The organism is Ruegeria sp. YTSA072, assembly GCF_059610285.1.
Genome location: NZ_JBXWNI010000003.1, coordinates 111,245 through 137,597, shown reverse-complemented (window position 1 = coordinate 137,597; position 26,353 = coordinate 111,245). Strand labels below are relative to the sequence as shown.

Here is a 26,353-nt window from a genome sequence, read left to right as displayed (position 1 = left end):
GTTGGACGGTACGACGCTGGAACAAACTTCTAAATCCGACGCTCAACGCGAAGCGGTTATCCGCGTTCGCAATCTTACAAACCAGTTCGGTCCGCAAGTTGTACATCAGAACCTAAATCTGGATGTGTGGCGTGGTGAAGTTTTGGGCATTGTCGGCGGATCAGGAACTGGCAAATCGGTTCTGCTGCGCACGATTGTGGGCTTGAACAGACCCGCGGCGGGCAGCATCGAAGTGCTGGGTGTCGACGTATTGAACGGCCCAGAGCAGGAACGCCGCCGGATCGAGCGCCGCTGGGGTGTTGCCTTTCAGGACGGGGCGCTGTTTTCGTCGCTGACGGTTTTGCAGAACGTGATGGCCCCACTGCGCGAACATACGGGGTTGAGCGAAAACCTGATGTGCGCGCTTGGTAACCTGAAGATCAGCCTTGTCGGTTTGCCGCAACTGAGTTGCGGGAAATTGCCTTCCGAATTGTCCGGCGGGATGCGCAAACGCGCCGCCCTTGCCCGCGCCTTGGCTTTGGACCCCGAGATCGTATTTCTGGACGAGCCAACCGCCGGTCTCGACCCAATCGGCGCGGCTGCGTATGACGAGTTGATCGGTGAATTGCAGCATGCTTTAGGCTTGACCGTCTTTATGGTCACACATGACCTCGATAGTCTTTATGCCATTTGCGATAGGGTCGCAGTGCTCGCAGAAAAACGGGTTCTGGTTGAAGGTCCGATTGAAGAAATGACCAAAGTCGACCATCCTTGGGTTCAAGAGTATTTCACCGGCCCCCGGGCCCGCGCGGCGCAAGAGAAGGGGCAGGACAGGTAAAGGCTATGGAAACCCGGGCAAACTATATCCTGATTGGCGCGTTCACAATCGCGGGCATCCTTGGTGCCTTCGGGTTTTTCCTATGGCTCGCGAAATTCGAGGTGTCGCGCCAATACGCATATTACGACGTTCTGTTCGAAAACGTATCGGGCCTCTCCTCTGCGGGCGGCGTAAGCTTCAACGGCTTGCCCGTTGGTCAGGTGATTTCGTTGAACCTGGACGAGGACGATCCTTCAAAGGTGCGCGTTAAGCTTGAAGTAGATGCCGACATACCTGTCACCGAAGATACCATCGCGCAGCTACAATCTCTGGGTGTTACTGGCGTCAGTTATGTTGAGCTGACGGGCGGCAAAAGCGGCGACAAACCCTTGCCGGAAAACAGCGTAATCAAAAGCAAGCGCAGCGCGATTCAATCCTTGTTCGAAGGTGCCCCGAAAGTTCTGGATGAGGCGGTTACCCTGCTTGAGAGTCTGAATTCGGTCGTTGACGACAAGAATCGCCAATCCGTCAGCAAAATTTTGGACAACCTGGCTTCTGCGTCCGGCAGGCTGGACAAAACGCTGACAGATTTCGAAAGCTTGTCCACCGACCTTGGCGGCGCTGCCAAGCAACTCGGCAACTTTACAACGCGGCTTGATAAATTGGCCGACACAGCCGAAACCACGCTGACGACAGGGACAGACACACTCAAAAGCGTAAAAACTGCATCCGAGTCCGCGACAGAAACACTGAACAGCGCCAAGACTACAATCGAAACCGTCGATCGCATAATACAGGACGACGTGAAACCATTTATCGATCGGGCCTCAACATTGGCAGAACGCCTGACCGGCCTGTCCGACGAAGGCAGCGTTGCCTTGGCGACCGCGACCGAGACCTTTGTGAATGCAAACAAAACACTGGGGTCGATCACGGCAGCGATGGATACAGCAAACACCACATTGGCTTCTGCGGAACGCGCTTTTGACTCGGCCAATGAGGTCATCAACAAAGACGTCGGCGCAGTCATGGACGATATCCGCAATGCGGCCAATCAGGTCGCCTCGACGGTGTCTAATGTCACAAGCAAGCTGGACGAGATTTCGGCAGATATCCTCAATGCATCGCGATCGGCATCCGAGTTACTGGGGACCATCGACGGCATCGTCCAGGACAATCGGCGGCAATTGTCCGACTTCCTCCGCGTCGGCCTGCCCCAATTCACACGTTTCATAGAAGAGTCGCAACGACTGGTGATCAGCCTGGATCGGCTGGTAGACAAAGTCGAACGTGACCCAGCAAGGTTCTTACTGGGAACCCAAGCTTCGGAGTTTCGCCAATGATCAGGCTGTTTCTTTTGGTTCTGGCGTTGGTGTCGCTGGGCGCATGCACCGGGTTGGGTACGCTGAGGCAGGCCTCCAAGCCAAACGACCTGTATCTCTTGACGCCCAAAAGCACCTTTTCGTCTTCGTTACCGCGTGTGCAAAAACAAATCGTTGTACAGGAACCGACGGCTACGGCCGCGGTCAATACCGATCAGATCGCTGTTCAGCCAACCCCATTGCAGGTGCAATATCTACCGCGCGCCAGATGGGTCGACCGTGCACCGCTTATCGTACAGGCGCTGTTGGTCGAAAGCTATGAAAACAGCGGCAAGGTGGCCGCTGTTGGTCGCTCAACCGTGGGTCTGCGCGCAGATTATGTCATCGTTCCGGACCTGCGCGAATTTCAGGGGTTCGTCGTCAGCGATGTTGAGGGGACAAAAACCATTCGCGTCGAAGTGCGCATGAACATTAAGATCATTGATGAATTCGAAGACAAGATCATCGCGTCCAGTTCATTTCGGGAAGTTGTTGCCTCTGCCAGCGATGCGACGCCTGACCTTGTGAAAGCCTTTGACGAGGCTTTGGGCAGGACCATGCGCGACGCCGTAGAGTGGAGCGTGCGCCGGATCAATACACATGCGGCCAACAACCAAAGATCGTATTGACAGGACACGGGCGCTGCCCAACGCAGCGCCCCATTGCCCGCTGTTACCTTGACAACGTTTGCGCAAGCCGCATGAGCGTGGCAGCTTCGGCCCTGTACCCAAAGGGATCTTCGCCACGCGCAGCGTTTGCCAATCCGATCGCATCGTCGTAGGACCAGTTCCCCAGATACTCTGCACCGCGCAATAACTGCCCGAATCCGGCGATGGCATAGGAAAAGCGGACATCGTCTGTAGCCTCGCCCTGCAGCGCCGCAATGGGCTGTTCGATCAACTGACTTTGGTCAGATCCCGACATTTTGTAACGCAGCTTGAAAAACCCGATCTCATCCGAACCATCGCGCACCGATTGGGCACCATAGCGCAACGGGTCGTTCAGGATGGCGTCTGAACCAACAGGCGTGACCTCGTAAATCGCCGTGACCGAGTGACCTGCCCCAATATCACCGGCGTCAACTTTGTCATTGGTGAAATCTTCCCGACGCAACGCGCGGGTCTCGTATCCGATAAGGCGATATTCGGCGATTTGTGACGGGTTGAACTCAACCTGGATTTTGACGTCGTTTGCGATTGGGAACAATGCGCCGGTCAACTGGTCGCCCAGGACTTTTTGCGCCTCGCTCAGCGTATCGATATACGCGGCCTGTCCGTTTCCGTTCTGGGCAAGTGCCTGCATCGTGGCATCATCCAGATTACCCCGGCCAAAACCCAAAACACTCAGAAACGTACCGCTGTCTCGCTTATTTGCTATGAAGTCTTTCAGCGCATCAGGATCAGACAAGCCAACATTAAAGTCGCCATCCGTTGCCAGGATGACGCGCGTGACCTCGTCGTCGGCGCTCATGCTTTCGGCTACCTGATATGCCTGTTGCAACCCAGCCTGACCTGCGGTCGAACCGCCTGCCTCCAACTGGTCGAGCGCGCCGAGGATTTTGTCACGTTCCACGGCCGCGGTGGGTTCCAGAACTTGCCCCGCGCTTCCGGCATAGGTCACGATCGAGACCTCGTCCTCGTCTCGCAACTCTGACAGCATCAAACGGAACGATTGTTTTAACAGTGGTAGTTTGTTGGCATCATGCATCGATCCCGACGTATCGATCAGAAAGATCAGATTCAGCGGTGGTCGGTCCTCAATCTGCGGCAATGCCCCTTGGATACCGACATGCACAAGCTGAGTACCCTCATTCCAAGGCGTCGGTGTTACTGTGATCGTCGGCCGGAACGGCGCGTCCCCTTCCGGTGCGGGGTACGAGTAAGGAAAATAATTTACCATCTCTTCGACACGGACGGCATCCTTGGGTGGAAGCTGGCCGCGCATAAGAGAGGACCGGACGATCGAATATGAGGCCGTATCAACGTCAATTGAAAAGGTGGAAACAGGCTCTTCACTGGTGACTTTCAGAGGATTGGCTTCAGCGTTTGAAAACGCCTCGGTATCCGAGAGGGGCAGAATTCCCACCTCTGGTTCAACCATCATATGAGTGGCATCGCCCGAAGTGACGCCAAGTCGCGCAGTGTTTTCAGCAACCAAGCCCGAAACGCCTTGCTGAGGGGCGGCCGCTTTGGATCGCACGGGCGCGGCATACTCTTCAACAACGACCGGGGCCTCAACGACGGGTTCTTCCAATGCGGCAGAATCTGCTTCGGGTGCGGGCGCAGGGCTTTCGCTGCGCGATAGTGGCTGCACAACGATGTCGCGGGATTGCGGCACGAACATAATCAGCGCAACAGCGGCAATTGCGGTTGTCGCGGTTAGGGCGCCGCGATGGGACAAAGCATTCAACATGGATTTCGCTCCTTCTGTCATGCGGGCCATTGGGCCTCGCTTAACAGTCGGACGCATCGCAGCATGCGATCCTTGGCTGTGTGCAAAATTTTTCTGAGCCCGTTTTAAGTTTTGCGCCCGCCGTTCGGCATCTGGTGCCGGCGTCGCAGCATCCATCAAGGCTTTGAAGTCATCAAGATCATCGGTCATTGTGCCAATTCCTCTTGTCGTAGGGCGCGCAGACGTTTGCGAATGTCGGACATGCGCCAGGACACGGTGCCTTCGGACACACCCAGAACTGCAGCAGCTTCGGCGTGTGTCATTTCATCCTCTAATGTCAGGGCCAGAGTATCTTGCAAATCGAGTGGCAGAGACCGCATGGCGCGCTGCAACCAATCCATTGCTTGGGCCGTCTCGGTCGCTTCTGCCCGTCGCAATTGCTCCACATCACCCCACCCTGCGGCAGCGCGACTGTGACTTGCTTGGCGACGCCGGGCGTCCTCGGCCGCGTTGACGACAACGCGATAAAGCCAGGTTGTGAACTTGGCCTGCGCCCGAAAACCCGCGATTTTGGTGGGCAACGCCGCACAGATATCCTGTGCCAGATCCTCGGCCTGATCAGCCCGTCCGGTCAGGCGAAAAGCCAGACGAAAGATCCGGTCATAGTGGCGCTGCAACAGGGTCGCAAACGCATCAGCGTCCCCGTCCGCAGCGGCCCTGGCCAAGTCCTCATCCGATGTTTTCATACGCATCACACTGAGTATGACGGATCGAAAACGTCAATCCTTGGCGATGTCGCCAAAAAAATTAAAAGTGGTCCGCCGAGGCGAGTTTCCAATCGGCCGCGTAGTCGGGCGGAATTGTGTCGGTCAACAAAACGCCTTCGTCAATAAGGGTATAGAGTTCGGCATAAGACCGTTCCCGCTCGTCTGCCGTACGACGGCGGATATCTACCGGGTGAAGGTCCGACACCTTGTCTTTGCCCATAGCGCCCAAAAGTTCGCGGAAGCTTTCCAATGTCGCATCGTGAAAGCGGTGTACGCGCTGGCGTTTTTGCGGAACATTGACCGCCCTGCCCCGTATCGGGTCCTGAGTGGCCACGCCGGACGGGCAGCGGTTCGTATTGCAATGCAGCGCCTGAATGCATCCTACGGCAAACATCATCGCGCGCGCCGCGTTGCACATATCTGCCCCCAGCGCGAATTTTTCGACCATATCGTAGCCGGTGGCCACCTTACCCGAACAGATGATCCGGACTTTGTCGCGCAAACCGACGCCACGCAGGCAGTTGTTTACGAAAATCAGCGCCTCGTTCAGCGGCATGCCCAACCGGTTGGTGAATTCGACCGGGGCAGCACCGGTACCGCCTTCGGCACCGTCAATTGTGATGAAATCCGGCAGGATTCCTGTTTCCAGCATCGCCTTGCAAATCGCCATAAACTCGGACGGTCTACCAATACAAAGCTTAAATCCGATCGGCTTGCCGCCAGACATTTCCCGGAGATGTTGCACAAAATGGATCAGCCCTGTCGGACCTTCGAAGGCCGAGTGAACGGGCGGAGATATTACGTCCTGATGTTCGGGTACGCCGCGGATTTCTGCGATCTCCTGATCCACTTTTGCCGCAGGCAATACGCCGCCATGCGAGGGTTTGGCCCCCTGAGACAGCTTGATTTCAATCGCTTTGACAACGTCCTTTTTGGCCTTCTCGGCAAACAGGTCCTTGTCAAAACCACCCTCGGGCGTGCGGCAGCCGAAATAGCCTGTTCCGATCTGCCAAATGATGTCGCCACCCTCGGCCAGATGATGCGGGGACAGGCCGCCTTCCCCGGTGTTGTGCGCAAATCCTCCGTCCTTGGCGCCGCCATTCAAAGCCCGGATCGCATTGGCGCTGAGTGCCCCAAAGCTCATGGCGGAGACGTTCAGCCGCGACGCGCTGTATGGCTGCGTGCATTGCGGCCCACCCAGCATGATCCGTTCTTCGCTTTCATCCACATGCTTGGGCGCAAGCGAGTGGTTAGCACGATGATATCCGACTGACAGGACGTCGTATTGCGTACCAAACGCCTGCGTATCCACCTGTCCTTTGGCCCGCGAGTAGACAAGCGATCGTACGATCCTATTAAAAGGGCGACCGCTTTCGTTGGTTTCCACAAAGTACTGCCGGATTTCCGGGCTGACGAATTCCAGCATGTACCGGAAATGCCCCAGGACCGGATAGTTGTTCAGCACGTTGTGTTTGGTCGTCAGCATGTCATAGAGGCCGATCACGGCATATGGAATAAGCACCACCAGCAACCAATGGGCGGGCGGCCAGAAAAAACCCCACAACAGGGTCAGCGGCAGACACACATATGCAATGAAGTAATAGAGTCTGCGTACAATCATTCGTGCTCTCCCAGGGTCGCGTGCTTGCCAGCCTGCTGCAGCAGGCGAGGTGTTTGCCAAACGTGGGGCAAATCGCTGTTAGATTGCAAGCGATTGTGCCCGCCTTCACGCAAACGGGCGAAGATGTGAAATGTAGTCCGGACATTGGTCACGGTTGATCCGGGCAACATCAGCTATTATGCCCGAAGAAACGGGATAGAGGCAGGACAGCAGGCTGTGACACAAAAACGAACGCATGTTCGGACCACGGCATTGATGTTCGGAGCCGTGTTCATTGGTGGCGCAGTTGGGTCGCTGCTGCGCGAGTTGTTCTCGGTGAGCATGCCGCATGCCGGATTTCTGACTCAGACCTTTGGCATCAATATAGTGGCCTGCTTCATACTGGGATGGCTGTATTCGGTGCGAAACCGCGTCCATGCCCATGTTCTGCATCTTGGTGCTGTCGGCTTTTGTGGTGGCCTGTCGACCTTTTCCTCTTTTGTTTCCGAATTGGAGCGGTTGGCCTTGTCTAACATCTGGGTTGCGGCTTCGGCCGCCGCGTTTGAAATCGCGGTGGGACTGGCCGCAGCCATTCTGGGTGAGGCAATCGGAAGGCGCTTTCATCCACCGAGGGCGACTGAATGAACGAATTGTTCCTGCACGCCATGTTCGGATTGGGCGGCGGTTTAGGGGCCGTTTTTCGCCACTGGATCGCACTGCGGATTGTTCATGACCTGCCGTTTTCGACCCTGATTGTAAACGTTCTGGGTAGCCTGCTGCTGGGTTTGTGGATCGGCTATCTCGGCGGACCAATAGAGATGGGCGAAGAACAAAAACGCTTGGTCTTTGGCTTTTGCGGCGGCTTCACGACGTTTTCCAGTTTTGCCTATCAGTCGCTGGAACTCAGACGCGAACGGACCGTCGCGCTGGCGGCGGCCAATATATTGCTCAGCCTGGGTCTTTGCTGGGCGGCGCTGGCATTTGGCTTGTTCCTGATGCGTTAATGTGCAGGCACTGACGCCTGCGTTCCAGGTTTAGGTGCTTTGCAAAAGAACAGCAGCGGAATGGTCGCCAAAGCCAAAAGCCCCAGATTGTTGAAGACGGTTAGATATGAAATCAGTTCAGCCTGCTGCGCGATCTCCTGCCCCAGAATGGCCGCCCCCTGCGCACTGTCCGGTGTCAGGTTCAGTGGCGCAAGATAGGCTTGGGCGGCGGGGTTATAAGGCGTCACGTTTTGGCTGAGAACTGCAGTGTTTGTTTGAAGGCCCCGAACGACCCAAGTTCCGACCAAGGAAATTCCGACTGATGATCCAAGCTGACGGGTCACATTGAACAGGCCGGATGCCTCGTCCTGCCGCGACTTGGAGATGCTTTCAAACGCCAATATCGACATCGGCACAAACACCAGCCCCATTCCCAGACCGCTTACCGCCCCTGGCCAGGCAAGCTCCCAAAATCCAGCATCCATGTTGAGCGCCCCCATCATGAAATTGCTGACAGCCGTCAAAAGCATACCCAGCCCGGCCAGAACACGCGGATCGAAACGCGTAACCAGAACAGCGCCGGTCAGCACCATCGACAGCCCGGCGGCGACGCCTCGCGGTATAAACAGATGTCCGGATGTGATGACTGGATAGTCCAGCAAGTTCTGAACGAAAGTCGGCAGGATCGCGATACCTCCGAACAGGGAAATGGCAAATCCGGCGATAACCAGATTGCACAGCGCAAAATTGCGATCCGCGAAAAACCGCAAATCGACAACCGGCTTTTCCGTGGTCAGCACATGGATGATAAACCCAACCGCGCCCAAAACCGACGCGATGAGGGCAACCTGAATGACCCGTGATGACAACCAGTCCTTGGTCTCTCCCTGATCCAGAACAAATTGCAGGCAGCCTATGCCAATGGCCAGAAGAGCAAGGCCTTTCCAATCGATGCGAACCTCTTCGGTTTCGTCATCCGGCAACTCTCCGGCCAACAAAAGCAACGCCATCGCGGCTACCGGCAGGTTCACGAAAAATACCATCCGCCAAGAGAAATACTCGGTCAGGATCGCCCCTACTGTGGGGCCCAACACCGGTGCTACGACGACTCCCAAACCGAAGACCGCCATCGCCTGCCCACGTTTTTCACGGGGATAGGCGTCGAATAGAATGGATTGGGACAACGGGATCAGAAACGCCCCGAACATGCCTTGCGCCAGGCGAAAGGCAACAATGGTCTCAAGGCTCCAGGACAGGCCACACATGACCGACATCGTCGCAAACCCGGTCACAGCAGTCAGGATCAGGCGTCGACGGCCAACACGGCGGGCGACAAAGCCCGTCAGCGGCATGACCACAACGGCCGATACGATATAGCTTGTCAGTATCCATGTGGCTTGATCGGTTGTCGCGCCGAAAGCGGCCTGAATATGAGGCAGCGCGACATTGACGATAGTGCTGTCGAGCACCTCAAGAATAGCGCTGAGGACAACAGCAACCACAATCACCGGATTGATGTGGCCTGCTGCCGGGGATGTCATTTTTGGGCCTGCGGTGTGGTATCCACGGTCACCTTGCTACTGCCGCCCACGCGCAATGGGGCATCCGTGGGATCAAGTTCAACCCGCACCGGAAAGCGCCTCGTCACCTTGACCCAATTGCCGCTGGCATTTTCGGACGGCAGAAGCGAAAACGTATCCCCCGACCCCCGTCCGATTGACGCAACTTTGCCCGTCAGGGTGACGCCCGGCATCATGTCGATCTTTACCGTGACCTGCTGACCCGGACGAATGCGCGGCAGTGATGTCTCTTTGAAATTGGCATCCACCCACCAATCAGACGACTCGACGATCGAAAACTGCGGCGCGTTAGCTGAAACCGACGATCCGGGCCTGAGAGTCAAGTTGGCGATCCACCCATCTGCCGATGCAAAGATCTTGGTCCAATTTTGATTGGCCTGAGCAATTTCCACTTGGGCTTGCGATGACAGTATATCGTCCTGTTTGGCCGCCAAACCACTTTGTAAGGCCAACAGGGCGGATTGGCTTGTGGTAAGTTGCGCCGCGGCGCGCGCAAATTCCGAACTGGTCTGATCCAGTGACGCCTGCGCCAGATCACCATCTGAAAACAGCGCCTTAGCACGTTCCAGATTGCTCTGAGCCGTATTGTAGGCCGACTGCGTGCTGTCGACCACTGCTTGTGCAGCCGCGATCTGCGTACCGTAAGACTGCGCCTGCTGCACCGCGCTGTCGAGGTTGGCCTTGGCCTGATCGACCGAAGCTTTGAATTGCGTATCGTCGATTGTGAACAGCAAGTCCCCGGTTTTGACCGGCTGGTTCTCAATCACAAGCACTTCGGCAACCTGACCGGTGACTTGTGGTGCCACGTATATGATGTTCGCCCCCACATAGGCGTCATCGGTCGAAGGGTATCGTTCCTGATGGCGCCAGTACAACAGCAGCCCGACGGCAATTGCGCCCAAGATGACCACCGCGCCAACGACCTTAAGAGATTTCATGAACCAGCCCCCTTCATTTGGCTTGGCCGAACGTCACATTGGAAACGTGTGCATCCGAACCGCCAGATTACCCATGATCCAAACAGTTCCAAGAATGATGATCAGCAGCACCATCGTGGAAAACAGGATAAGGTCCAGATCTTCGCGGCTGCTGCGACGTCGGTCGATGTGCAGGAAATAAACCAGCTGTACGATCAGCTGAGCCAACCCAAGCAGACTGATTGCAAGGTAAACGCCCTTTGTCTCAATGCCGTAACGATAAGCGATTCCGAAAACTGCAAAGGTCAACAAAAGCGACCCACCATAGCCGATCACATAACGGCGGCGCTCGCGGCGATGCATTTCGCTACGTTTATCCATAAGTCAGCCCTCCGAAATAAACGATCGTGATGATGCCGATCCAGATGAGGTCCAGAAAGTGCCAGAACAACGCCAGCCGCACCACGCGTGACATCAGGAGATCAGTCAGGCCAAAGACCCTTAGCTGAATGCCCAGCACGATCAGCCAAATGCACCCTGCTGTAACGTGCAGGCCGTGAAGGGGTACCAAGCCATAAAACGCGGACAGAAAACCGCTACGCTGAGGGATACCGCCCTTTTCCGCCATCGCCATGAAATCGCGGATCTCCAGAACCAGAAAACTGAGACCAAGAACCAGAGTCACGAAGAACCAGAATATGATCCGCCACCGCGGAAGATTGTATTTGAGCGCAAGCAACGCCAGACCCACGGTAAGGCTGCTGGTCAAAAGGATCAGTGTCTGCGCAAAGATGCTTTTAAGGTCGAACAGCTCGTGCGGCCCGGGTCCGCCTGCCTGTGCGTCGATCATCGTGATGTAGATCGCGAACATCAGCCCGAAATAGACCAGATCGCTCATCAGAAAGACCCAGAACCCAAAGGTGACGACTTCGCTTGCCTTGTCGGCACTTGCGTGCCGCCGTCCAAGGTTCAGGCCGGGATAGCTGTGGGTGGGCGCGCGTTTCATGTCACGGCCTCCAGATCAGAGCGGGCCAATCCGCGATTTTCCGGGGCAGTTTCGTGATCACGGTCAACGGGCGTAGAATTGTGAACCAGATCCAACCAGGCTTCGTGCTGCTTACGCACGTCGTCTGCCGGGATGACCCGCTCTGTTTCGGCCTTAAACGTCCACGCGATAAAGGATGCAAGCATCAAGATTGTCATCAACGCTGCCAACCACCAAATCCACCAGACCAGCGCAAACATCCAAACCCCACTGAGCACGCAGAGACTGAACCCTATGCCAGTGTTTAACGGAACCGAGATATCCTCATAGGCATCAGGCGACGGATACGCGTTGCCGCGCTCTTTCGCGGCGGCGAAATCGTCTCGATCGGTCACATGGGGGATGATGGCAAAATTGTAGGAAGGCGGCGGGGCCGGGATCGACCATTCCAACGTATGCGCATCCCACGGATCACCGACTGGAACGCGTGCCTTTTCCCGATCACGGATACTAACCCACAGTTGCACGATCACCGACAGCAAAGCCGCCAATATGATTAGCGCGCCGACGACGGCGACGATCATGTACGGGTGGAAGCTCGGGTCCTCCCAACTGAAAGACCTGCGTGGCATTCCCATCAGGCCGACGAAATACAGCGGCAGGAATGTCAGCATGAACCCGACGGTCCACAACGCAACCGAGACGCGGCCCCAGAATTCGTTCAGGCGGAACCCGAAAGCTTTGGGGAACCAATAGTTGTATCCGGCAAGCAATCCGAACAGCACCCCCGGCAACAGGACATTGTGGAAGTGGGCGACAAGAAATAACGTGTTGTGGACCTGATAGTCCACTGTTGGGTTGGCAAGGATCACACCGGAAAGCCCGCCGATGACAAATAGCATCAAGAAAGATAACCCGTAGAGCATCGGCACCGAAAACCGGATGCGCCCGCGGAACAGGGTAGCCATCCAGTCATAGACCTTCACGCCGGTCGGGATAGCGATCAGCATTGTCGCGATGCCAAACACGGCGTTGATCAGCGCGCTTTGACCCATGGTGAAGAAGTGGTGCAGCCAGACAGTGAATGACAACACCGCGATCGACATGGTGGCGATTACCAGCGAGTTGTAGCCATACAGGCGCTTGGCCGAGAAGGTTGCGAAGACCTCAGAGTAGATACCGTAGGCCGGCAGAACCAGCAAATAGACCTCGGGATGACCGAACAGCCAGAACATATTGGCGTAGTTCATCATGTTGCCGCCAAGGTCGTTGGTGAAAAAATGAAAGTCCAGATACCGGTCCGCTGCCAGCATCAGGGCGGCAACACCCAGAGGCGGCATGGCAAAGACAATCAGGATTGAGCTACAGATAATTGTCCAGCAATACATCGGCAGCCGCATGAATTTCATGCCAGGTGCGCGCAACTTATAGATCGTGACAGCAAAATTGATGCCCGTCAGTGTTGTTCCGACACCAGAGACGACGATCGCCCAGATCCAGTAGTCTGGACCGACACCAGGGTTGAACGCCGCACCAGTGTACGGCGGGTATGCTGTCCAGCCGCCAGTCGAAAACTCGCCCACCACAAGCGACACCATCAGCATCATCCCGGCTGAGACAGTCAGCCCAAGGCTAATCTGGTTCATCACGGGGAAAGCCACATCCCGCGCACCGATCATCAGCGGGATCAGGAAATTTGCCAACCCAAACACAAAAGGAACGGCGACAAAGAAGATCATGATCGTGCCATGGGTACTAAAAAGCTCGGCGAAATGCTCGGCCTCAAGAAATCCATCGCCCGGACCGGCCGCCTGCTGCGCCCGCATTACCACGCCTTCCAAAACGCCGCGCGCAAGCATGACGATTGCAAAGACGATGTACATGATGCCGATCTTCTTGTGATCCGCACTGGTTAGCCAATCGCGCCACAATGGTCCCCAAAGGCGAAACCACGTTAATGATCCAACGACGACGATGACACCGACAATCACTATCGCAGCGGCAGTGTTGGCGACAATCTCGTTCGTGTTGGGATTCTGAATAAGCCCTGTAATCGGAAACGCGTCCCAATTCAGGCGGCCGAAGAAGCCAGAACCATTGGTGGTCATTGCTGCGCCTCCTGCCCGAATTCTACCGTCCCTGGCTGCTGGTCGGCGGTCAGAGCATTGTTGCCGTGATACCGATGCACAATTGAATGAAACAGGTTGCTGTCCTCCAGCGTGAAATACAACGCGTTATCTGGCATTTGCGCGGTTCCCAACGCGGCTTGCACCTCGTCCCGGTCCGTCCGCATGGCCAAAATGCGATAGGTCTCGTCATTCAGCGCAATGCCGTTACTGCGCACCTTGTCGACCCATTCGTTGAATTCCTCGACGGACATGGCAACGGTTTGGAACTTCTGTTTGGTGAACCCGCGCCCGTTATACTGGGTGTTCTCGCCCTGCATTGTTGCAGCCACATCCGACACGACATGCAATTCCGTAGTCATACCGGGCATTGCATAAATCTGGCCTGCCAAAGCAGGGATCATAAAGGACTGCATCACAGTATCGGTCGTCAGTGTCATTGCGACTTGCTGTTTGACGGGGATGCCAAGCTCTCCGACGCTGGCGATGCCAAGATCGGGGTAGATGAACAGCCATTTCCAATCCAAGCCGACGACCTGAACGTTCAGCGCAGGCATTTCGCCAAAGCGATCCGAATATGGGTCCAATCTGTGCGTCGCCTTCCACAGATAGAAAGACAGCAGCACGACAATTAGGACCGGCACGCCCCACATAACGAACTCCAACGGACCGGAGAAATCCCACTTGGGCCGGTATATGGCTCCGCCTTCTTTGCGCCGCCGATACCGAAAGGCAATCAGCGGCACCAAAACAAGAACCGGAACAACCGCCAACAGGATCAGGACAGTTGCGCGGAAAAGATGCACTTTTTGGACAGCGGCAATCGGACCTTGTGGGTCCATGAAACTGTCACTTGCGCCGGCAGCTTGCGCCGTAGCAGAGAGAGCTGCAGCGACAATCACAACCTGCATCGCCTTTGGTGACATTCGGAATAGGGCCACGCCTGATTGTCCTCCTAAAGCAATCTCTCGCGCCAACTATCGGCAGACAAATGAAATTTCTCAAGGCTTTTTCCCAAATAGGTTGGTGCTCTGCCGCCGACCCTGATCAACGGCGGGAATAGGCGCAGACAAAACCACGGGAAAACCGCTGTTGACTTGCGGCTTTGACCAAGCCAGACCTTAAGCGATGCGATGGATCATGTTCGTCCTGGGTCTTTGGTGCCTATCCACAAGTGCAACCGCGCAAGATCATGCTGCGGTTGAAAGACAATTCCAGTACTGGCTGCAAGAAACTATCTGGCCAAAGGCCAGAGCCAAGGGTGTTTCCAGGCGTACAATGCAACAAGCCTTTGACGGTGTGACGCTGAACTGGAAATTGCCGGATCTGGTGCCTCCGGGGCAACCGATCAAAACCCCGAAACGGCAAAAACAGGCTGAATTTGGCTCTCCGGGTCGATACTTCAACGCGGGTTCCGTTCAGGGCGCGACATCCGTCGGGCGGCAGATGGCCCGGCGACACGCCGCAGCCTTGGCGCGCGTCGAGACCGAAACAGGCGTGCCCGCCCGCATCATTCTGGCCATCTGGGGTCGTGAGAGCGGCTATGGGCAAGTTCCCATTCGACACAACACTTTCGAGGTGCTGGGCACCAAAGGGTTCATGAGTACCCGCGCTGACTATTTTACCAAAGAGCTGATCGCGGCGCTGCAAATCGCCGAAGCGGGCGATGCACCGCCGGGCACAATGAAAAGCAGCTGGGCGGGCGCTTTGGGCCAACCGCAATTCATGCCCTCCAATTTCCTGACCTATGCGGCCGACGGGAACGCGGACGGGAAAGCTGACATTTGGACTTCAGCCGAAGATACAATCGCCTCTATCGGGAACTATCTGGCGCAGCATAGCTGGAGGGCCGGGCGCGATTGGGGGTTCGAAGTCGTTGTTCCTGACACCATATCCTGCGCGCTGGAAGGCCCTGACCAAGGCAGACCCATTAGGGACTGGGCCGCAATGGGAATTGCACGCGTGTCAGGCAAGCCGTTTCCAAAACATGAACTGGCCGGAGAGGGGTATTTGATGATGCCCGCAGGGCGGAACGGACCTGCCTTTGTCGTCACGCCGAACTTCTATGTCCTCAAGGAATACAACAAAAGCGATCTGTATGCCTTGTTCGTTGGACACGTCGGAGACCGCATTCAATATGGCGTTGGCGATTTTTCTGGTCGCTGGGGCAAGATCGACGCCATGTACCGATCCGATATCGCTGCCATGCAGCGCAAACTGGAACAACAAGGACACGACGTGGGCGGAGCAGATGGCCTACCGGGTTTCAAAACCCGTCGCTCGATCGGACGCTGGCAAGAATCGATCGGCCAAGCTCCTACCTGCTTTCCTGATGCGGGAATGAAGGCCAGCCTGAAACAGTAGCGATTCGCCCTGATCCAGATACCACTCAGCTGTTTGACCCGACGGAAACAACCAAACGAAAATCGGTACCCTTCACGAAAATGTCACGAAGCCTCCGAGTTTCAACATAAAATTTCCACTGCACCCCCTTTTCCATTCACATTCCACCTCTGGTTGCCCAATTTTAAGGCAAAGGCTTTAACCTTTTTTGAAATAATGCCACGTTCGACATCAGTGAAAGGCGACTTTTGCAAACACGTTCCCGACTGCAAACCGAAAGACTGCGACGCGGTGTTCATTGCGATCTGAAAAAGCAAAATTCGAACCAGTCCCGGTCTCTTTCTGGGTCGGACAAACATGGTGGCCCTCAGCCATCCTGAAGGGATGCGCGTGGGTTGCTGAATAAAAAACGGGAGTTGAAAAACATGAACAAGTATATTCGTACATCTCTTGCGGGGCTATTGACCTCGACCATGATAACCGGTGCTGCATTTGCCGCCGGAACCCATCCGACTACCGGCGAAGCGTTGGCGGATGACCAAACCTTTACCTATCGTATTCTGGACGAACACAGCTCGGTCGATCCTCAAGTTGTTGAGGATGTTTCCGGCGCCGAGATCGTGCGTGACCTGTTCGAAGGCCTGATGAACCAGGACGAAGACGGCAATCTGGTCCCCGGTGTTGCCACCGGTTACACCACCAACGACTCCAAAGACGTTTACACCTTTACCCTGCGCGACAATGCGAAGTGGTCGAATGGTGATCCGGTAACCGCCAGCGATTTTGTTTTCGCCTGGAAACGTGCCGTCGATCCCGCCCTGTCCTCGCCCTATGCATGGTTCATGGAACTGATGTCAATCGAGAACGCATCTGAAATCATCGCAGGTGACAAGTCGGTTGACGACTTAGGCGTCAAAGCCATCGACGACCACACGCTTGAAGTGACGCTCAGCGCACCGCTGCCGTACTTCCCACAAATGACTACACACTCGACCACATTCCCTGCCCCGCAGAAAGTTATCAAAGAGTTTGGCGACGCCTGGACCAAGCCTGAAAACATCGTATCGAACGGTGCATACGTCCTGACCGAGCATCTGCCGCAGGAACGTTCGGTTCGTGAGCGGAACGAAAACTACTGGGACAACGACAACACGATCATCGAAAAAGTCGTGGCACTGGTCATCAACGACGAAAACGTCGCGCTGACCCGTTACCTGGCAGGTGAGCTGGACCGCACAGAAGTTCCCGCAGGTCAGTTCCCACGCTTGCAAAAAGAGCATCCGGAAGAAGCAATCAGCTTCCCGCGCCTGTGTAACTATTATTACACGTTCAACCTGTCCGATGGTGGCCCCGAAGCCTTCAAGGACCCGAACGTCCGTCAGGCGCTGTCGCTGGCAGTTGATCGTAAGATCATCACCGAGAACATCATGGCAGGTGGGCAGCCGCAGGCTTATACCTTTGCCCCGGCAGCAACCGCAGGCTTTGACGTTCCAGACGTAGAAATGGCGTCCATGTCGCAGGCCGAGCGCGACGAACTGGCCAAGGAACTGCTAGCCGCAGCTGGTTATGGTCCCGACAACCCACTGAGCTTTGAGATGGTTTACAACACCTCGGAAGCGCACAAAAAAGTTGCCGTGGCCCTGAGCCAGATGTGGAAGCAAAAGCTGGGCGTCAATGCCGAGCTGGCCAACATGGAATGGAAGATCTTCCTGGAAGAACGCGGAAACCAGAACTTCGATCTGGCCCGTGGCGCATGGTGTGGCGACTATAACGAAGCGTCGACCTTCCTCGATCTGCTACAGTCGGACTCCGGCTATAACGACGGCAAGTACAACAACGCCCGCGTTGATGAACTGCTGTCCGAAGCCAAAACCTCTGACGATGCCGCTCCTCTCTACACCGAGGTCGAGCGTATCATCGCGCAAGAGACGCCCGTTATCCCTATCTATCACTATGCTGGCGTCTACATGATGGACAGCGATGTCGGTAACTGGCCGGTCAAAAACGTAGAGCAGAACTGGTATTCCAAGAACCTCTACAAAACCGCCGAATAATCTTCCTTAGACCAAGCTTTGCCCCGGAGTTCTTTCCGGGGCAATGCCAATAATGGGGGCATGAAATGCTTGCCTATATCGTCCGGCGATTGCTGATCGCCGTCCCAACGATCCTTTTGCTGATCGTTGCAAGTTTCTTTCTGATGCACTTCGCGCCAGGTGGACCATTCACCTCGGAACGGCCACTGCCGCCCGCTGTGCTGGCCAATATCGAGGCGCGGTACGGTTTGGACCAACCGCTGTGGAAACAGCTGTGGGACTATCTGTACAACATCGTCGTGCATTTTGATTTCGGCCCGTCCTTTAAGTTCAAGGACCGGGATGTGAATGACATCATCGCGCAGGGTTTCCCGATCTCGCTGACCTACGGTTCGCTGTCCTTCCTGGTGGCAACAACCGTCGGAGTCGCGCTGGGGATTGCCGCGGCGATCAAGCACAACAGCTGGATCGACTATTTCGCTGTTGGCTTGGGTATCGCAGCGCAGGCGCTGCCGAACTTCATCATGGGTCCGATCCTGATCCTGACCTTCACCTTGTGGCTGGGATGGCTGCCGGGCGGTGGCTGGAATGGCGGCCAGTGGCCGTACCTGATTATGCCCGTTATCGCGCTTGCGACTTCATACATGGGATCCATTGCGCGGATCACGCGGTCATCGATGCTTGAAGTTCTGAACTCGAACTTCATCCGCACGGCTCGCGCCAAGGGTCTGCCGACAAGAACCGTGATCTGGCGCCATGCACTGAAACCAACCTTGCTGCCCGTCGTGTCCTATCTGGGTCCGGTTTTCGTCTACGTACTGACGGGTTCGGTCTTTGTGGACATCTATTTTTCGACCGGTGGACTGGGGCAGGCCTATGTGGGGTCCGCGCTATCGCGTGATTACGCGGTGCTGTTGGGTGTCACGATCCTATATGGCGTCCTGACCGTACTCGTAAACCTGCTGACCGACCTGGCCTATGCCTGGTTCGATCCGAAAATCCGTTACTGAGGGGCTGGCAATGCTTGGTAAATCACAAAAAGCCGCCCACCTGGCCGAAGACATCACCGATTACACGGTCATTCAGGGGCGTTCACTCTGGCAGGACGCACGGATGCGTTTTGTTCGCAACAAAGCCGCCATGGCGAGCCTGTTCATTCTGGCGATGATCGTGTTGTTCACGATCATTGGCCCCTACTTTGCCGTTTGGAGCAACGAGGAAATCGACTGGAACGTCATGGGCGACGTACGCGGCATGGGAATGCCGTCCGCAGAGACTGGACATTTCTTCGGCGTCGACGATCTGGGGCGCGATCTATACAGCCGCATCATTCAGGCGACGACGACATCGCTGCTGGTGGGTCTGATCGGTGCCGCAACCGCCCTGATCGTCGGTACATGTTACGGTATTGCCGCAGGGTATATCGGTGGCCGCACCGATGGTGTTATGATGCGCTTCGTCGATATCCTGCTGGCCATTCCGGCAACTCTGGTAATCATCCTTTTGCTGGTTGTCGCGGGTCGATCATTCGTCATGCTGTTTATTGCTCTTGGCGCGGTCGGCTGGCTGACGATGGCACGAATTGTTCGGGGGCAAACTCTGACCCTGAAGAACCGAGAGTTCATCGAGGCCGCGCGCGCAGCTGGGGTCAGCGAATTCACCATCATGTATCGCCATATCCTGCCCAACCTTCTGGGCGTGGTGATTGTGTATGCTTCGCTGCTGGTGCCTGAGATGATCCTGACCGAAAGTTTCATCTCGTTCCTCGGCCTTGGGATTTCCGAACCCTATACCTCTCTGGGTCGATTGATCGCCGAAGGGGCCGGGACGATGGGCTATGGCACGCTGTGGCAGTTGTTGTTCCCACTGACATTCTACGTCGCAATCATCATCACCATGTTCTTCATAGGTGATGGCTTGCGCGACGCTTTGGACCCGAAGGATCGCTGATATGAGCCTGTTTTCCGTAAAAGACCTGAGCGTCCAGTTCAACACCGCCGACGGCGTTGTAGAGGCCGTCAAAGGCATCAGTTTTGACATCAATCCAGGCGAATGCCTGGGCATCGTGGGCGAAAGTGGGTCCGGCAAAAGCCAGACATTCATGGCCGCGATGGGCCTGCTGCCACCTGCCGGGCAGGCAACCGGTTCCGCCATGCTGAACGGTCAGGAAATTCTGAACCTGCCGGTCAACAAGCTGAACCAGATCCGTGGCGACGATGTCGGCATGATCTTTCAGGATCCCCTGACCGCCCTGACCCCGCACCTGCGGGTCGGTCAGCAGATGCGCGAAGTTCTGCAGGTTCACGAGGGGCTGCAAGGATCGGCCGCTCGGGCACGTTGCCTGGAATGGCTGAACCGTGTTCGCATCCCGGAAGCCAAACGGCGTTTGGATCAGTATCCACATGAGCTGTCCGGCGGTATGCGCCAGCGGGTCATGATCGCCATGTCCATGTTGTGTAATCCAAAGCTGTTGATCGCTGATGAACCGACAACGGCGCTGGATGTAACCGTTCAGGCCGACATTCTGGACCTGATGGTACGCCTGCAAAAGGACGAAGGCACCGCGATTGCGCTGATTACGCACGACATGGGCGTTGTCGCACGCATGTGCGACCGCGTTCAGGTCATGCGGCTGGGTCAATTCGTTGAGGCCGGCGAGACGCGTGAAATCTTCCGGGCGCCCAAACACGACTACACCAAGACTTTGCTGGCCGCGATGCCCCGCATCGACGCCGGTGACGCACCCAAGGCGCTGGAAAAAATCGATGAGCCGCTGCTGAAAGTCGACGACGTCAAAGTGCACTTCCCAATCCACGTCTCGGGCGGTTTGTTCGGGCAAAAAGTACCTTTGAAGGCCGTCGATGGTGTCAGTTTTGACATCCGCAAGGGCGAAACATTGGGAGTTGTGGGCGAGTCCGGTTGCGGTAAGTCAACACTGGCGCGGGCCGTTCTGCAGTTGATCGAACCCAGTGCGGGAAATGTCAGTTGGCTGGGCCATCCAATTGTCGGACTTAGAAGGGCCGAGTTGAACAAGTACCGCAAGGACTTGCAGATCGTGTTCCAGGATCCGCTGGCCAGCCTTGATCCGCGTATGACCATCTCCGCCTCAATTGCGGAACCGCTGAAGACCTATCGCCCTGACCTGACGGAGCGGGAACGCAAGAAGCTGGTCGCCGAAATGATGGAACGGGTCGGCCTGAAGGCCAACATGATCAACCGCTACCCGCACGAGCTTTCGGGCGGTCAGAACCAGCGCGTCGGCATTGCGCGAGCGATGATCAACAAACCCAAGCTGATCATCTGCGACGAAGCTGTGTCGGCGCTGGACGTGTCGATTCAGGCGCAGATCGTGGAGTTGCTTCGCGAATTGCAGAAAGAGTTCGGCCTGTCGATGATCTTTATCAGTCACGACCTGTCGGTCGTGCGGGCGGTATCGAACCGGATCATGGTGCTGTATCTGGGCCGGATCGTGGAACTGGGCGACGGAGAAGTGATCTGTTCCGATCCGATCCACCCCTACACCAAATCGCTGATCTCGGCCGTGCCAATTCCGGACCCGGACGTGGAGCGCAGCCGCACGCGCCTGAAACTGCCGGGCGAACTGCCCTCACCGATGGATCCGAAAGCTGCGTTGCGTTTCCTCCCAAGTCGTTTGGCGGCTGGTGAGAATGACTATGTTCCTCGGCTGAGTGAAGTGAAGCCTAATCATTTTGTAGCCGAACACGACCCGCTCGAGGCGATCATGGCGAAGGCATAAACCCGCTTGCCCCGAAGCAAGTAATTGCCTTCGGGGCAAGTTCAATTTTTTGGGCGTTTTGGCGACTCATTTTTGTTTCCTCATTGCGCCCAATACGTGCAAATTCATCTACTTTGCCCCAATATCGACAACTTCAAAGGTTAAGTTGCCGCCAGCATGAGCAGAGCATTTTGACTTCCGTTTTTAACGGTGGCACGATCTCTCCGAGTTGACCGGCTTTGCCTAATTGCGTTGATTGTTCTAACCGCGCGCAATATGAGGTGGCGTCGACAAAACACTTTCATACGGACAAGACTTTTGCTGAGAGGTAGCATGGCACGTAAGGTCACAAAGGCGATTTTTCCGGTTGCGGGTCTTGGTACTCGCTTTCTGCCCGCGACAAAATCGGTACCTAAAGAAATTATGACCCTGGTCGATCGCCCGCTGGTTCAATACGCAATCGACGAAGCCCGGGCGGCCGGGATTACCGAATTCATTTTTGTAACGTCCCGCGGAAAGTCAGCGCTTGAGGACTATTTTGACCACAACCAAATCCTTGAACAAACGCTTAAGGAAAAAGGCAAAGACGACCTGTTGGAAACGCTAAATGCGACCAACATGGAAAGCGGGGCTATCGCCTATATCCGGCAACACAAAGCTTTGGGCTTGGGTCACGCCGTGTGGTGCGCACGCCGCCTGATTGGAGACGAACCATTTGCGGTCATGCTGCCCGACGACGTCATCGCAGGGGAAAAGCCCTGCTTGCAGCAGATGATAGAAGCCTATGAAGAAACCGGCGGCAATATGGTTGCCACCATGGAAGTTCCCCCAGAAAAGACAAGCTCTTACGGCGTTTTGGATGTGGGCGATAACATCGGAACATCGGTGCGCGCGCGCGGCATGGTCGAGAAACCGAAACCCGAGGAAGCACCGTCCAATCTGGCGGTAATCGGTCGTTACATTCTGCGCCCATCGGTTCTGTACAACCTTAACCAGAACAAATTGGGCAGTGGCGGCGAGATCCAACTGACGGACGCAATCGCCGAAGATATCAGAAACGGTGTCCCGGTTTTCGGATACAAATTCGACGGCCAGCGGTTTGACTGCGGGTCCAAAGCGGGCTTCTTGCAGGCAACAGTCGCGTTTGCGCTGGCGCGCGATGACCTTCGAGAGGATTTGCAAAAATACCTGCACGACGTTGTCGCCACGGGTCAGGCAGCCCAGTAACCAGGGATTGTGGCCTCGAAAACGAGGTAAACGGTATCGAATTAAGGGCAAACTGCAGGCATTGCAGTTTGCCTTTTTCTTTCGGTGTGGATCAAAAGCCCTGGGGTGGTTGGACAGCCCTTCGCTCAGGCAAAAAATTGGCACGGCATTAACCGAGCGTTCGCATAGGTCAGGCGGGATTCATGTGAGGCGCGGCAGTCTGGCGCGCAACGCAATTGTCGATCCGACAACCAACGGAGAATGCCCTTTGTCCCAAAATTCGCCCAGATTGAACCTGCCATTCCTGCAACCGTCGCAAGCGCAAAAGCACGTCACGCATAATGAAGCCCTGAGACGCCTTGATCTGGTTGTCCAGCTTTGCATTGAGTCTACTAATGCCTCGACCCCGCCCGCAGTTCCGGCACAGGGTGAGCTTTATGCCCTTGGGTCGACGCCCTCCGGCGATTGGTCGGATCATGAGGGAGAAATTGCAGCTTGGTTAGACCATGGCTGGCATTTCATAACGCCGAAATCGGGCTGGCGCGCGTGGGACCAAGAGAATAATCGTCTGACAATTTGGGACGGGTCGGCATGGGTCGAACCCCCTACCACGACGCAGAACCTGCCAGGCGTCGGAATTGCCACCGGGCATGACACGACCAACCGTCTTTCGGTGCGCGCGCCGGCAACCTTGCTGAGCCACGAAGGTGCCGGGCATCAACTGAAGATCAACAAGGCAAATGCGGGTGAGACCGCATCCCTTTTGTTTCAATCCAACTGGACCGGACATGCGGAAATGGGTCTGTCCGGTAGCACAGGCTTTTCCATCAAGGTCTCGCCGGATGGGAATAATTGGTCCGAAGCGCTGAGCTTTGATCCAACGTCCGGGGTGGCCTCTGGCACGGCCGTGCAAAACAGCGCGGAAGATACAACTGCGGGCCGTCTGATGCGGGCTGACTATGGCTATGGGCCCGGAAATCTTTTGGGGGCGGTCACGCAAAGCGGCGGAACCCCAACCGGCGCCGTGATTGAACGAGGAGCCACACCGAGTGGTGATTTCGTCCGGTTTGCTGATGGTACCCAGATTTGCACCGCTTCACTGGATGCAACGACCTGCACAAACACCGAAGGTGCACTGTATGCGAGCTCGTCTGCAACATGGGTTTTCCCGGCTGCCTTTGCTACTGGCACCAACCCGGCAATCAGCGGCAGTGGGGGCGCGATCAACAGGTTCATGGGCTTTGATGAACCGTCCGAAACTCAGGTCGTGTACAAAGTTCTTTCGTCTGCTTCTGACGCGACCGCTTTACCTCCAACGGCCATAGCAATTGGCCACTGGTTCTGATCCGCCAGACTGCCCGGATCTTTGTCCGGGCGGTCACTTCGCGCGAAGTTCTGCCTCGGCTTGTTCCAGAAACCAGACATAGGTTTCGCGAATACCGTCTTCGATCCCGATAGTCGCGCGCCATCCCATATCTGCCAGCCGGGAAACGTCCATCAGCTTCCGCATGGTACCGTCCGGCTTGCTGACGTCTTGCGTAATCCGCCCGGTGAACCCGGTGATCTTTGCAATCATCGCTGCCAGTTCCGCGATTGATATATCTTCACCACATCCCACATTGATATGGCTCAGCATGGGTTGGGTATTTGCCTCATATGCAGCACTCGGTAGGTCCATTACGAACAAAGACGCCTCAGCCATGTCGTCAACATGCAGAAACTCGCGCCGGGGCTTACCTGTGCCCCAGATGATAACTTCTTCCAGCCCATTCCGCTGTGCCTCGTGAAATCGGCGGATCAGGGCGGGTAGGACGTGACTGTTTTTAGGGTGAAAATTATCGCCAGGTCCGTACAGGTTTGTCGGCATCACGGAACGATAGTCCACGCCGTGCTGCCGATTGTAGCTTTCACACAGCTTGATTCCGGCAATCTTTGCCACGGCATAGGGTTCGTTTGTCGGCTCTAGCACACCTGTCAGCAGGGCATCTTCGCGCATTGGCTGCGGCACAGCGCGCGGATAGATGCAGGAACTGCCCAACTGCAGCAGGTTTTTGACCCCCGCGGCAAACGCCTGATGGATCACGTTGCACTCGATCATCAGGTTTTTGTAAATGAAATCAGCCGGGTAGGTGTTGTTGGCATGGATACCGCCGACTTTAGCCGCCGCCAGAATGACAACGTCTGGGCGCTCGGCATGCATGAAATCGGCGACAGCGGCTTGATTGGTCAGATCAAGTTCCGCATGGGTCCGTGTTACAAGTTCCAGCGCCTCACCTGATGCCTGACGGTCTTGCAAGCGACGCAGGATTGCGCCGCCGACCATGCCGCGATGCCCGGCGACGTAGATCTTGCGCATGCCCCCCGCCTCAGCCATTTTCCAGAGTGAGCGGCAATTCATAACCATGCTGTTTCAGCAAGGCATGCCGTTTGGCTGTCTTCAGGTCCTCGGTGATCATTTCAACGCACATCTGCTGAACCGTCAGTTCCGGCTCCCAGCCCAGTTTGTTTTTGGCGTTCGAAGGATCGCCAAGCAATGTTTCCACTTCGGCCGGGCGGAAATATTGCGGATCGATGCGCATGATGACATCGCCGGGCTTCAACGCAGGTGCACTATCACCCTCGACGGATTTGACCGTAGCGATTTCATCGACGCCTGTACCTGAGAATTCAAGCGTCACGCCCAGTTCAGCGGCAGACCATTCGATGAATTGCCGCACTGAATACTGCACACCCGTTGCGATAACAAAATCCTCGGGGGCGTCCTGTTGCAGCATCAACCATTGCATCCGGACGTAATCCTTGGCGTGCCCCCAGTCGCGCAGGCTGTCGATGTTGCCCATGTAAAGGCAGCTTTCCAGACCTTGTGCAATGTTGGAGAGACCACGGGTGATCTTGCGCGTCACAAAGGTTTCGCCCCGGCGTGGGCTTTCGTGATTGAACAGGATGCCGTTGCAGGCATACATGCCATACGCTTCGCGGTAGTTCACTGTAATCCAATAGGAATACAGCTTGGCCACTGCGTAAGGGGAACGCGGATAAAACGGCGTTGTCTCGCGTTGCGGTGTTTCCTGGACCAATCCGTACAGTTCGGACGTGGACGCCTGATAAAAGCGTGTCTTTTTCTCAAGACCCAGAAAGCGGATCGCCTCGAGCAGGCGCAACGTACCGATTGCGTCGACATCAGCGGTATACTCGGGCGATTCAAAACTGACCGCCACGTGGGACTGTGCGCCAAGGTTATACACCTCGTCCGGCTGAACCTCTTGAATGATGCGCGTCAGGTTCGATGTATCGCTTAGGTCACCGTAATGCAGGTGCAGGCGCGGATTGGGCACATGCGGGTCCTGATAAATGTGGTCAATACGCTGTGTGTTGAACGAAGATGCACGGCGCTTGATCCCATGGACTTCATACCCTTTTTCCAGCAATAGCTCAGCAAGATAAGATCCGTCCTGCCCTGTAATACCAGTCACTAATGCTGTTTTTGTCATAGCCGCGATCCGAGAATATCTGATTTGCTTTTCGCCGC

General features: G+C 55.9%; 23 protein-coding genes. 12 read left to right on the top strand and 11 right to left on the bottom strand.

Features of this window, described 5'->3' with window-relative positions; translation table 11 throughout:
* Position 1 precedes the first annotated feature (1 nt).
* From AC2FIB_RS07415 to AC2FIB_RS07405, 3 genes are read left to right on the top strand one after another with little or no spacing between them, the layout of a single operon-like run.
* Entirely contained in the window at positions 2-817 is an 816-nt protein-coding gene (locus AC2FIB_RS07415) for an ABC transporter ATP-binding protein (protein WP_472725066.1), read from the top strand.
* Between the two features lie 5 nt (positions 818-822).
* Positions 823-2,139 (top strand): MlaD family protein, encoded by a 1,317-nt coding sequence (locus AC2FIB_RS07410; RefSeq protein WP_496736036.1) that lies wholly within the window; start codon positions 823-825, stop codon positions 2,137-2,139.
* Positions 2,136-2,786, top strand: a complete 651-nt coding sequence (locus AC2FIB_RS07405; protein WP_496736037.1) for an ABC-type transport auxiliary lipoprotein family protein — start codon at positions 2,136-2,138, stop codon at positions 2,784-2,786. Before AC2FIB_RS07410 ends, AC2FIB_RS07405 begins: the two co-directional genes overlap by 4 nt.
* 43 nt (positions 2,787-2,829) lie before the next feature.
* Here AC2FIB_RS07405 and AC2FIB_RS07400 read toward each other — a convergent pair whose 3' ends face one another.
* The 3 genes from AC2FIB_RS07400 to AC2FIB_RS07390 form a co-directional block, all read right to left on the bottom strand.
* Positions 2,830-4,758 carry a vWA domain-containing protein gene (locus AC2FIB_RS07400; protein WP_496736038.1) on the bottom strand — a complete coding sequence of 643 codons (1,929 nt, stop codon included), beginning with the start codon at positions 4,756-4,758 and terminating at the stop codon, positions 2,830-2,832.
* Positions 4,755-5,294 (bottom strand): RNA polymerase sigma factor, encoded by a 540-nt coding sequence (locus AC2FIB_RS07395; protein WP_496736039.1) that lies wholly within the window; start codon positions 5,292-5,294, stop codon positions 4,755-4,757. The genes AC2FIB_RS07400 and AC2FIB_RS07395 overlap by 4 nt, the downstream gene beginning before the upstream one ends.
* A gap of 61 nt (positions 5,295-5,355) precedes the next feature.
* On the bottom strand, positions 5,356-6,936 hold the full coding sequence (locus tag AC2FIB_RS07390; protein WP_496736040.1) for an FMN-binding glutamate synthase family protein: 1,581 nt from the start codon (positions 6,934-6,936) through the stop codon (positions 5,356-5,358).
* 216 nt (positions 6,937-7,152) lie between these two features.
* Between AC2FIB_RS07390 and AC2FIB_RS07385 the strand changes: the two genes are divergently transcribed.
* Both AC2FIB_RS07385 and AC2FIB_RS07380 read left to right on the top strand, forming a co-directional pair.
* Entirely contained in the window at positions 7,153-7,560 is a 408-nt protein-coding gene (locus AC2FIB_RS07385) for a fluoride efflux transporter FluC (RefSeq protein ID WP_496736042.1), read from the top strand.
* Positions 7,557-7,919 (top strand): fluoride efflux transporter FluC, encoded by a 363-nt coding sequence (locus AC2FIB_RS07380; protein ID WP_496736043.1) that lies wholly within the window; start codon positions 7,557-7,559, stop codon positions 7,917-7,919. The genes AC2FIB_RS07385 and AC2FIB_RS07380 overlap by 4 nt, the downstream gene beginning before the upstream one ends.
* Here the strand turns inward: AC2FIB_RS07380 and AC2FIB_RS07375 are convergent.
* Genes AC2FIB_RS07375 through AC2FIB_RS07350 form a run of 6 tightly spaced genes read right to left on the bottom strand, consistent with a single transcriptional unit; the run spans position 7,916 to position 14,447 of the window.
* Positions 7,916-9,439, bottom strand: coding sequence for a DHA2 family efflux MFS transporter permease subunit (locus AC2FIB_RS07375; RefSeq protein WP_058274603.1), 1,524 nt, complete (start codon positions 9,437-9,439; stop codon positions 7,916-7,918). The two genes, AC2FIB_RS07380 and AC2FIB_RS07375, sit on opposite strands and share 4 nt — an antisense overlap.
* Positions 9,436-10,416: an HlyD family secretion protein gene (locus tag AC2FIB_RS07370; protein WP_496723163.1), complete on the bottom strand. Its 981-nt coding sequence runs from the start codon at positions 10,414-10,416 to the stop codon at positions 9,436-9,438. The genes AC2FIB_RS07375 and AC2FIB_RS07370 overlap by 4 nt, the downstream gene beginning before the upstream one ends.
* A gap of 33 nt (positions 10,417-10,449) precedes the next feature.
* Positions 10,450-10,776, bottom strand: a complete 327-nt coding sequence (locus tag AC2FIB_RS07365; protein ID WP_113790775.1) for a cytochrome o ubiquinol oxidase subunit IV — start codon at positions 10,774-10,776, stop codon at positions 10,450-10,452.
* Positions 10,769-11,401 (bottom strand): cytochrome c oxidase subunit 3, encoded by a 633-nt coding sequence (locus tag AC2FIB_RS07360; RefSeq protein ID WP_496736047.1) that lies wholly within the window; start codon positions 11,399-11,401, stop codon positions 10,769-10,771. Before AC2FIB_RS07360 ends, AC2FIB_RS07365 begins: the two co-directional genes overlap by 8 nt.
* Positions 11,398-13,488 carry a cbb3-type cytochrome c oxidase subunit I gene (locus AC2FIB_RS07355; RefSeq protein WP_496736049.1) on the bottom strand — a complete coding sequence of 697 codons (2,091 nt, stop codon included), beginning with the start codon at positions 13,486-13,488 and terminating at the stop codon, positions 11,398-11,400. Before AC2FIB_RS07355 ends, AC2FIB_RS07360 begins: the two co-directional genes overlap by 4 nt.
* Entirely contained in the window at positions 13,485-14,447 is a 963-nt protein-coding gene (locus AC2FIB_RS07350; protein WP_496736051.1) for a ubiquinol oxidase subunit II, read from the bottom strand. Before AC2FIB_RS07350 ends, AC2FIB_RS07355 begins: the two co-directional genes overlap by 4 nt.
* Positions 14,448-14,634: 187 nt before the next feature.
* Between AC2FIB_RS07350 and AC2FIB_RS07345 the strand changes: the two genes are divergently transcribed.
* The 7 genes from AC2FIB_RS07345 (at position 14,635) to AC2FIB_RS07315 (ending at position 24,169) form a co-directional block, all read left to right on the top strand.
* The gene (locus AC2FIB_RS07345; protein WP_496739333.1) at positions 14,635-15,870 is read left to right on the top strand and encodes a lytic murein transglycosylase; all 1,236 of its coding nucleotides are present in this window, start codon (positions 14,635-14,637) and stop codon (positions 15,868-15,870) included.
* Positions 15,871-16,274: 404 nt separating this feature from the next.
* Positions 16,275-17,903, top strand: coding sequence for a peptide ABC transporter substrate-binding protein (locus AC2FIB_RS07340; protein WP_496736055.1), 1,629 nt, complete (start codon positions 16,275-16,277; stop codon positions 17,901-17,903).
* Positions 17,904-17,968: 65 nt separating this feature from the next.
* The gene (gene oppB, locus AC2FIB_RS07335; protein ID WP_058277210.1) at positions 17,969-18,892 is read left to right on the top strand and encodes an oligopeptide ABC transporter permease OppB; all 924 of its coding nucleotides are present in this window, start codon (positions 17,969-17,971) and stop codon (positions 18,890-18,892) included.
* A 10-nt stretch (positions 18,893-18,902) separates the two neighbouring features.
* Positions 18,903-19,832 carry an ABC transporter permease subunit gene (locus AC2FIB_RS07330; protein WP_058274595.1) on the top strand — a complete coding sequence of 310 codons (930 nt, stop codon included), beginning with the start codon at positions 18,903-18,905 and terminating at the stop codon, positions 19,830-19,832.
* Between the two features lies 1 nt (position 19,833).
* Entirely contained in the window at positions 19,834-21,639 is a 1,806-nt protein-coding gene (locus AC2FIB_RS07325; protein ID WP_496736056.1) for an ABC transporter ATP-binding protein, read from the top strand.
* A gap of 312 nt (positions 21,640-21,951) precedes the next feature.
* Positions 21,952-22,845, top strand: a complete 894-nt coding sequence (gene galU / locus AC2FIB_RS07320; RefSeq protein ID WP_058277213.1) for a UTP--glucose-1-phosphate uridylyltransferase GalU — start codon at positions 21,952-21,954, stop codon at positions 22,843-22,845.
* A gap of 184 nt (positions 22,846-23,029) precedes the next feature.
* Positions 23,030-24,169 carry a DUF2793 domain-containing protein gene (locus AC2FIB_RS07315; RefSeq protein WP_496841861.1) on the top strand — a complete coding sequence of 380 codons (1,140 nt, stop codon included), beginning with the start codon at positions 23,030-23,032 and terminating at the stop codon, positions 24,167-24,169.
* 33 nt (positions 24,170-24,202) lie between these two features.
* On the opposite strand, the gene fcl is transcribed toward AC2FIB_RS07315, so the two are convergent.
* On the bottom strand, positions 24,203-25,180 hold the full coding sequence (fcl, locus tag AC2FIB_RS07310; protein ID WP_496736061.1) for a GDP-L-fucose synthase: 978 nt from the start codon (positions 25,178-25,180) through the stop codon (positions 24,203-24,205).
* A 10-nt stretch (positions 25,181-25,190) separates the two neighbouring features.
* Positions 25,191-26,315, bottom strand: a complete 1,125-nt coding sequence (gmd, locus tag AC2FIB_RS07305) for a GDP-mannose 4,6-dehydratase (RefSeq protein ID WP_496736063.1) — start codon at positions 26,313-26,315, stop codon at positions 25,191-25,193.
* Between the last annotated feature and the right edge of the window lie 38 nt (positions 26,316-26,353).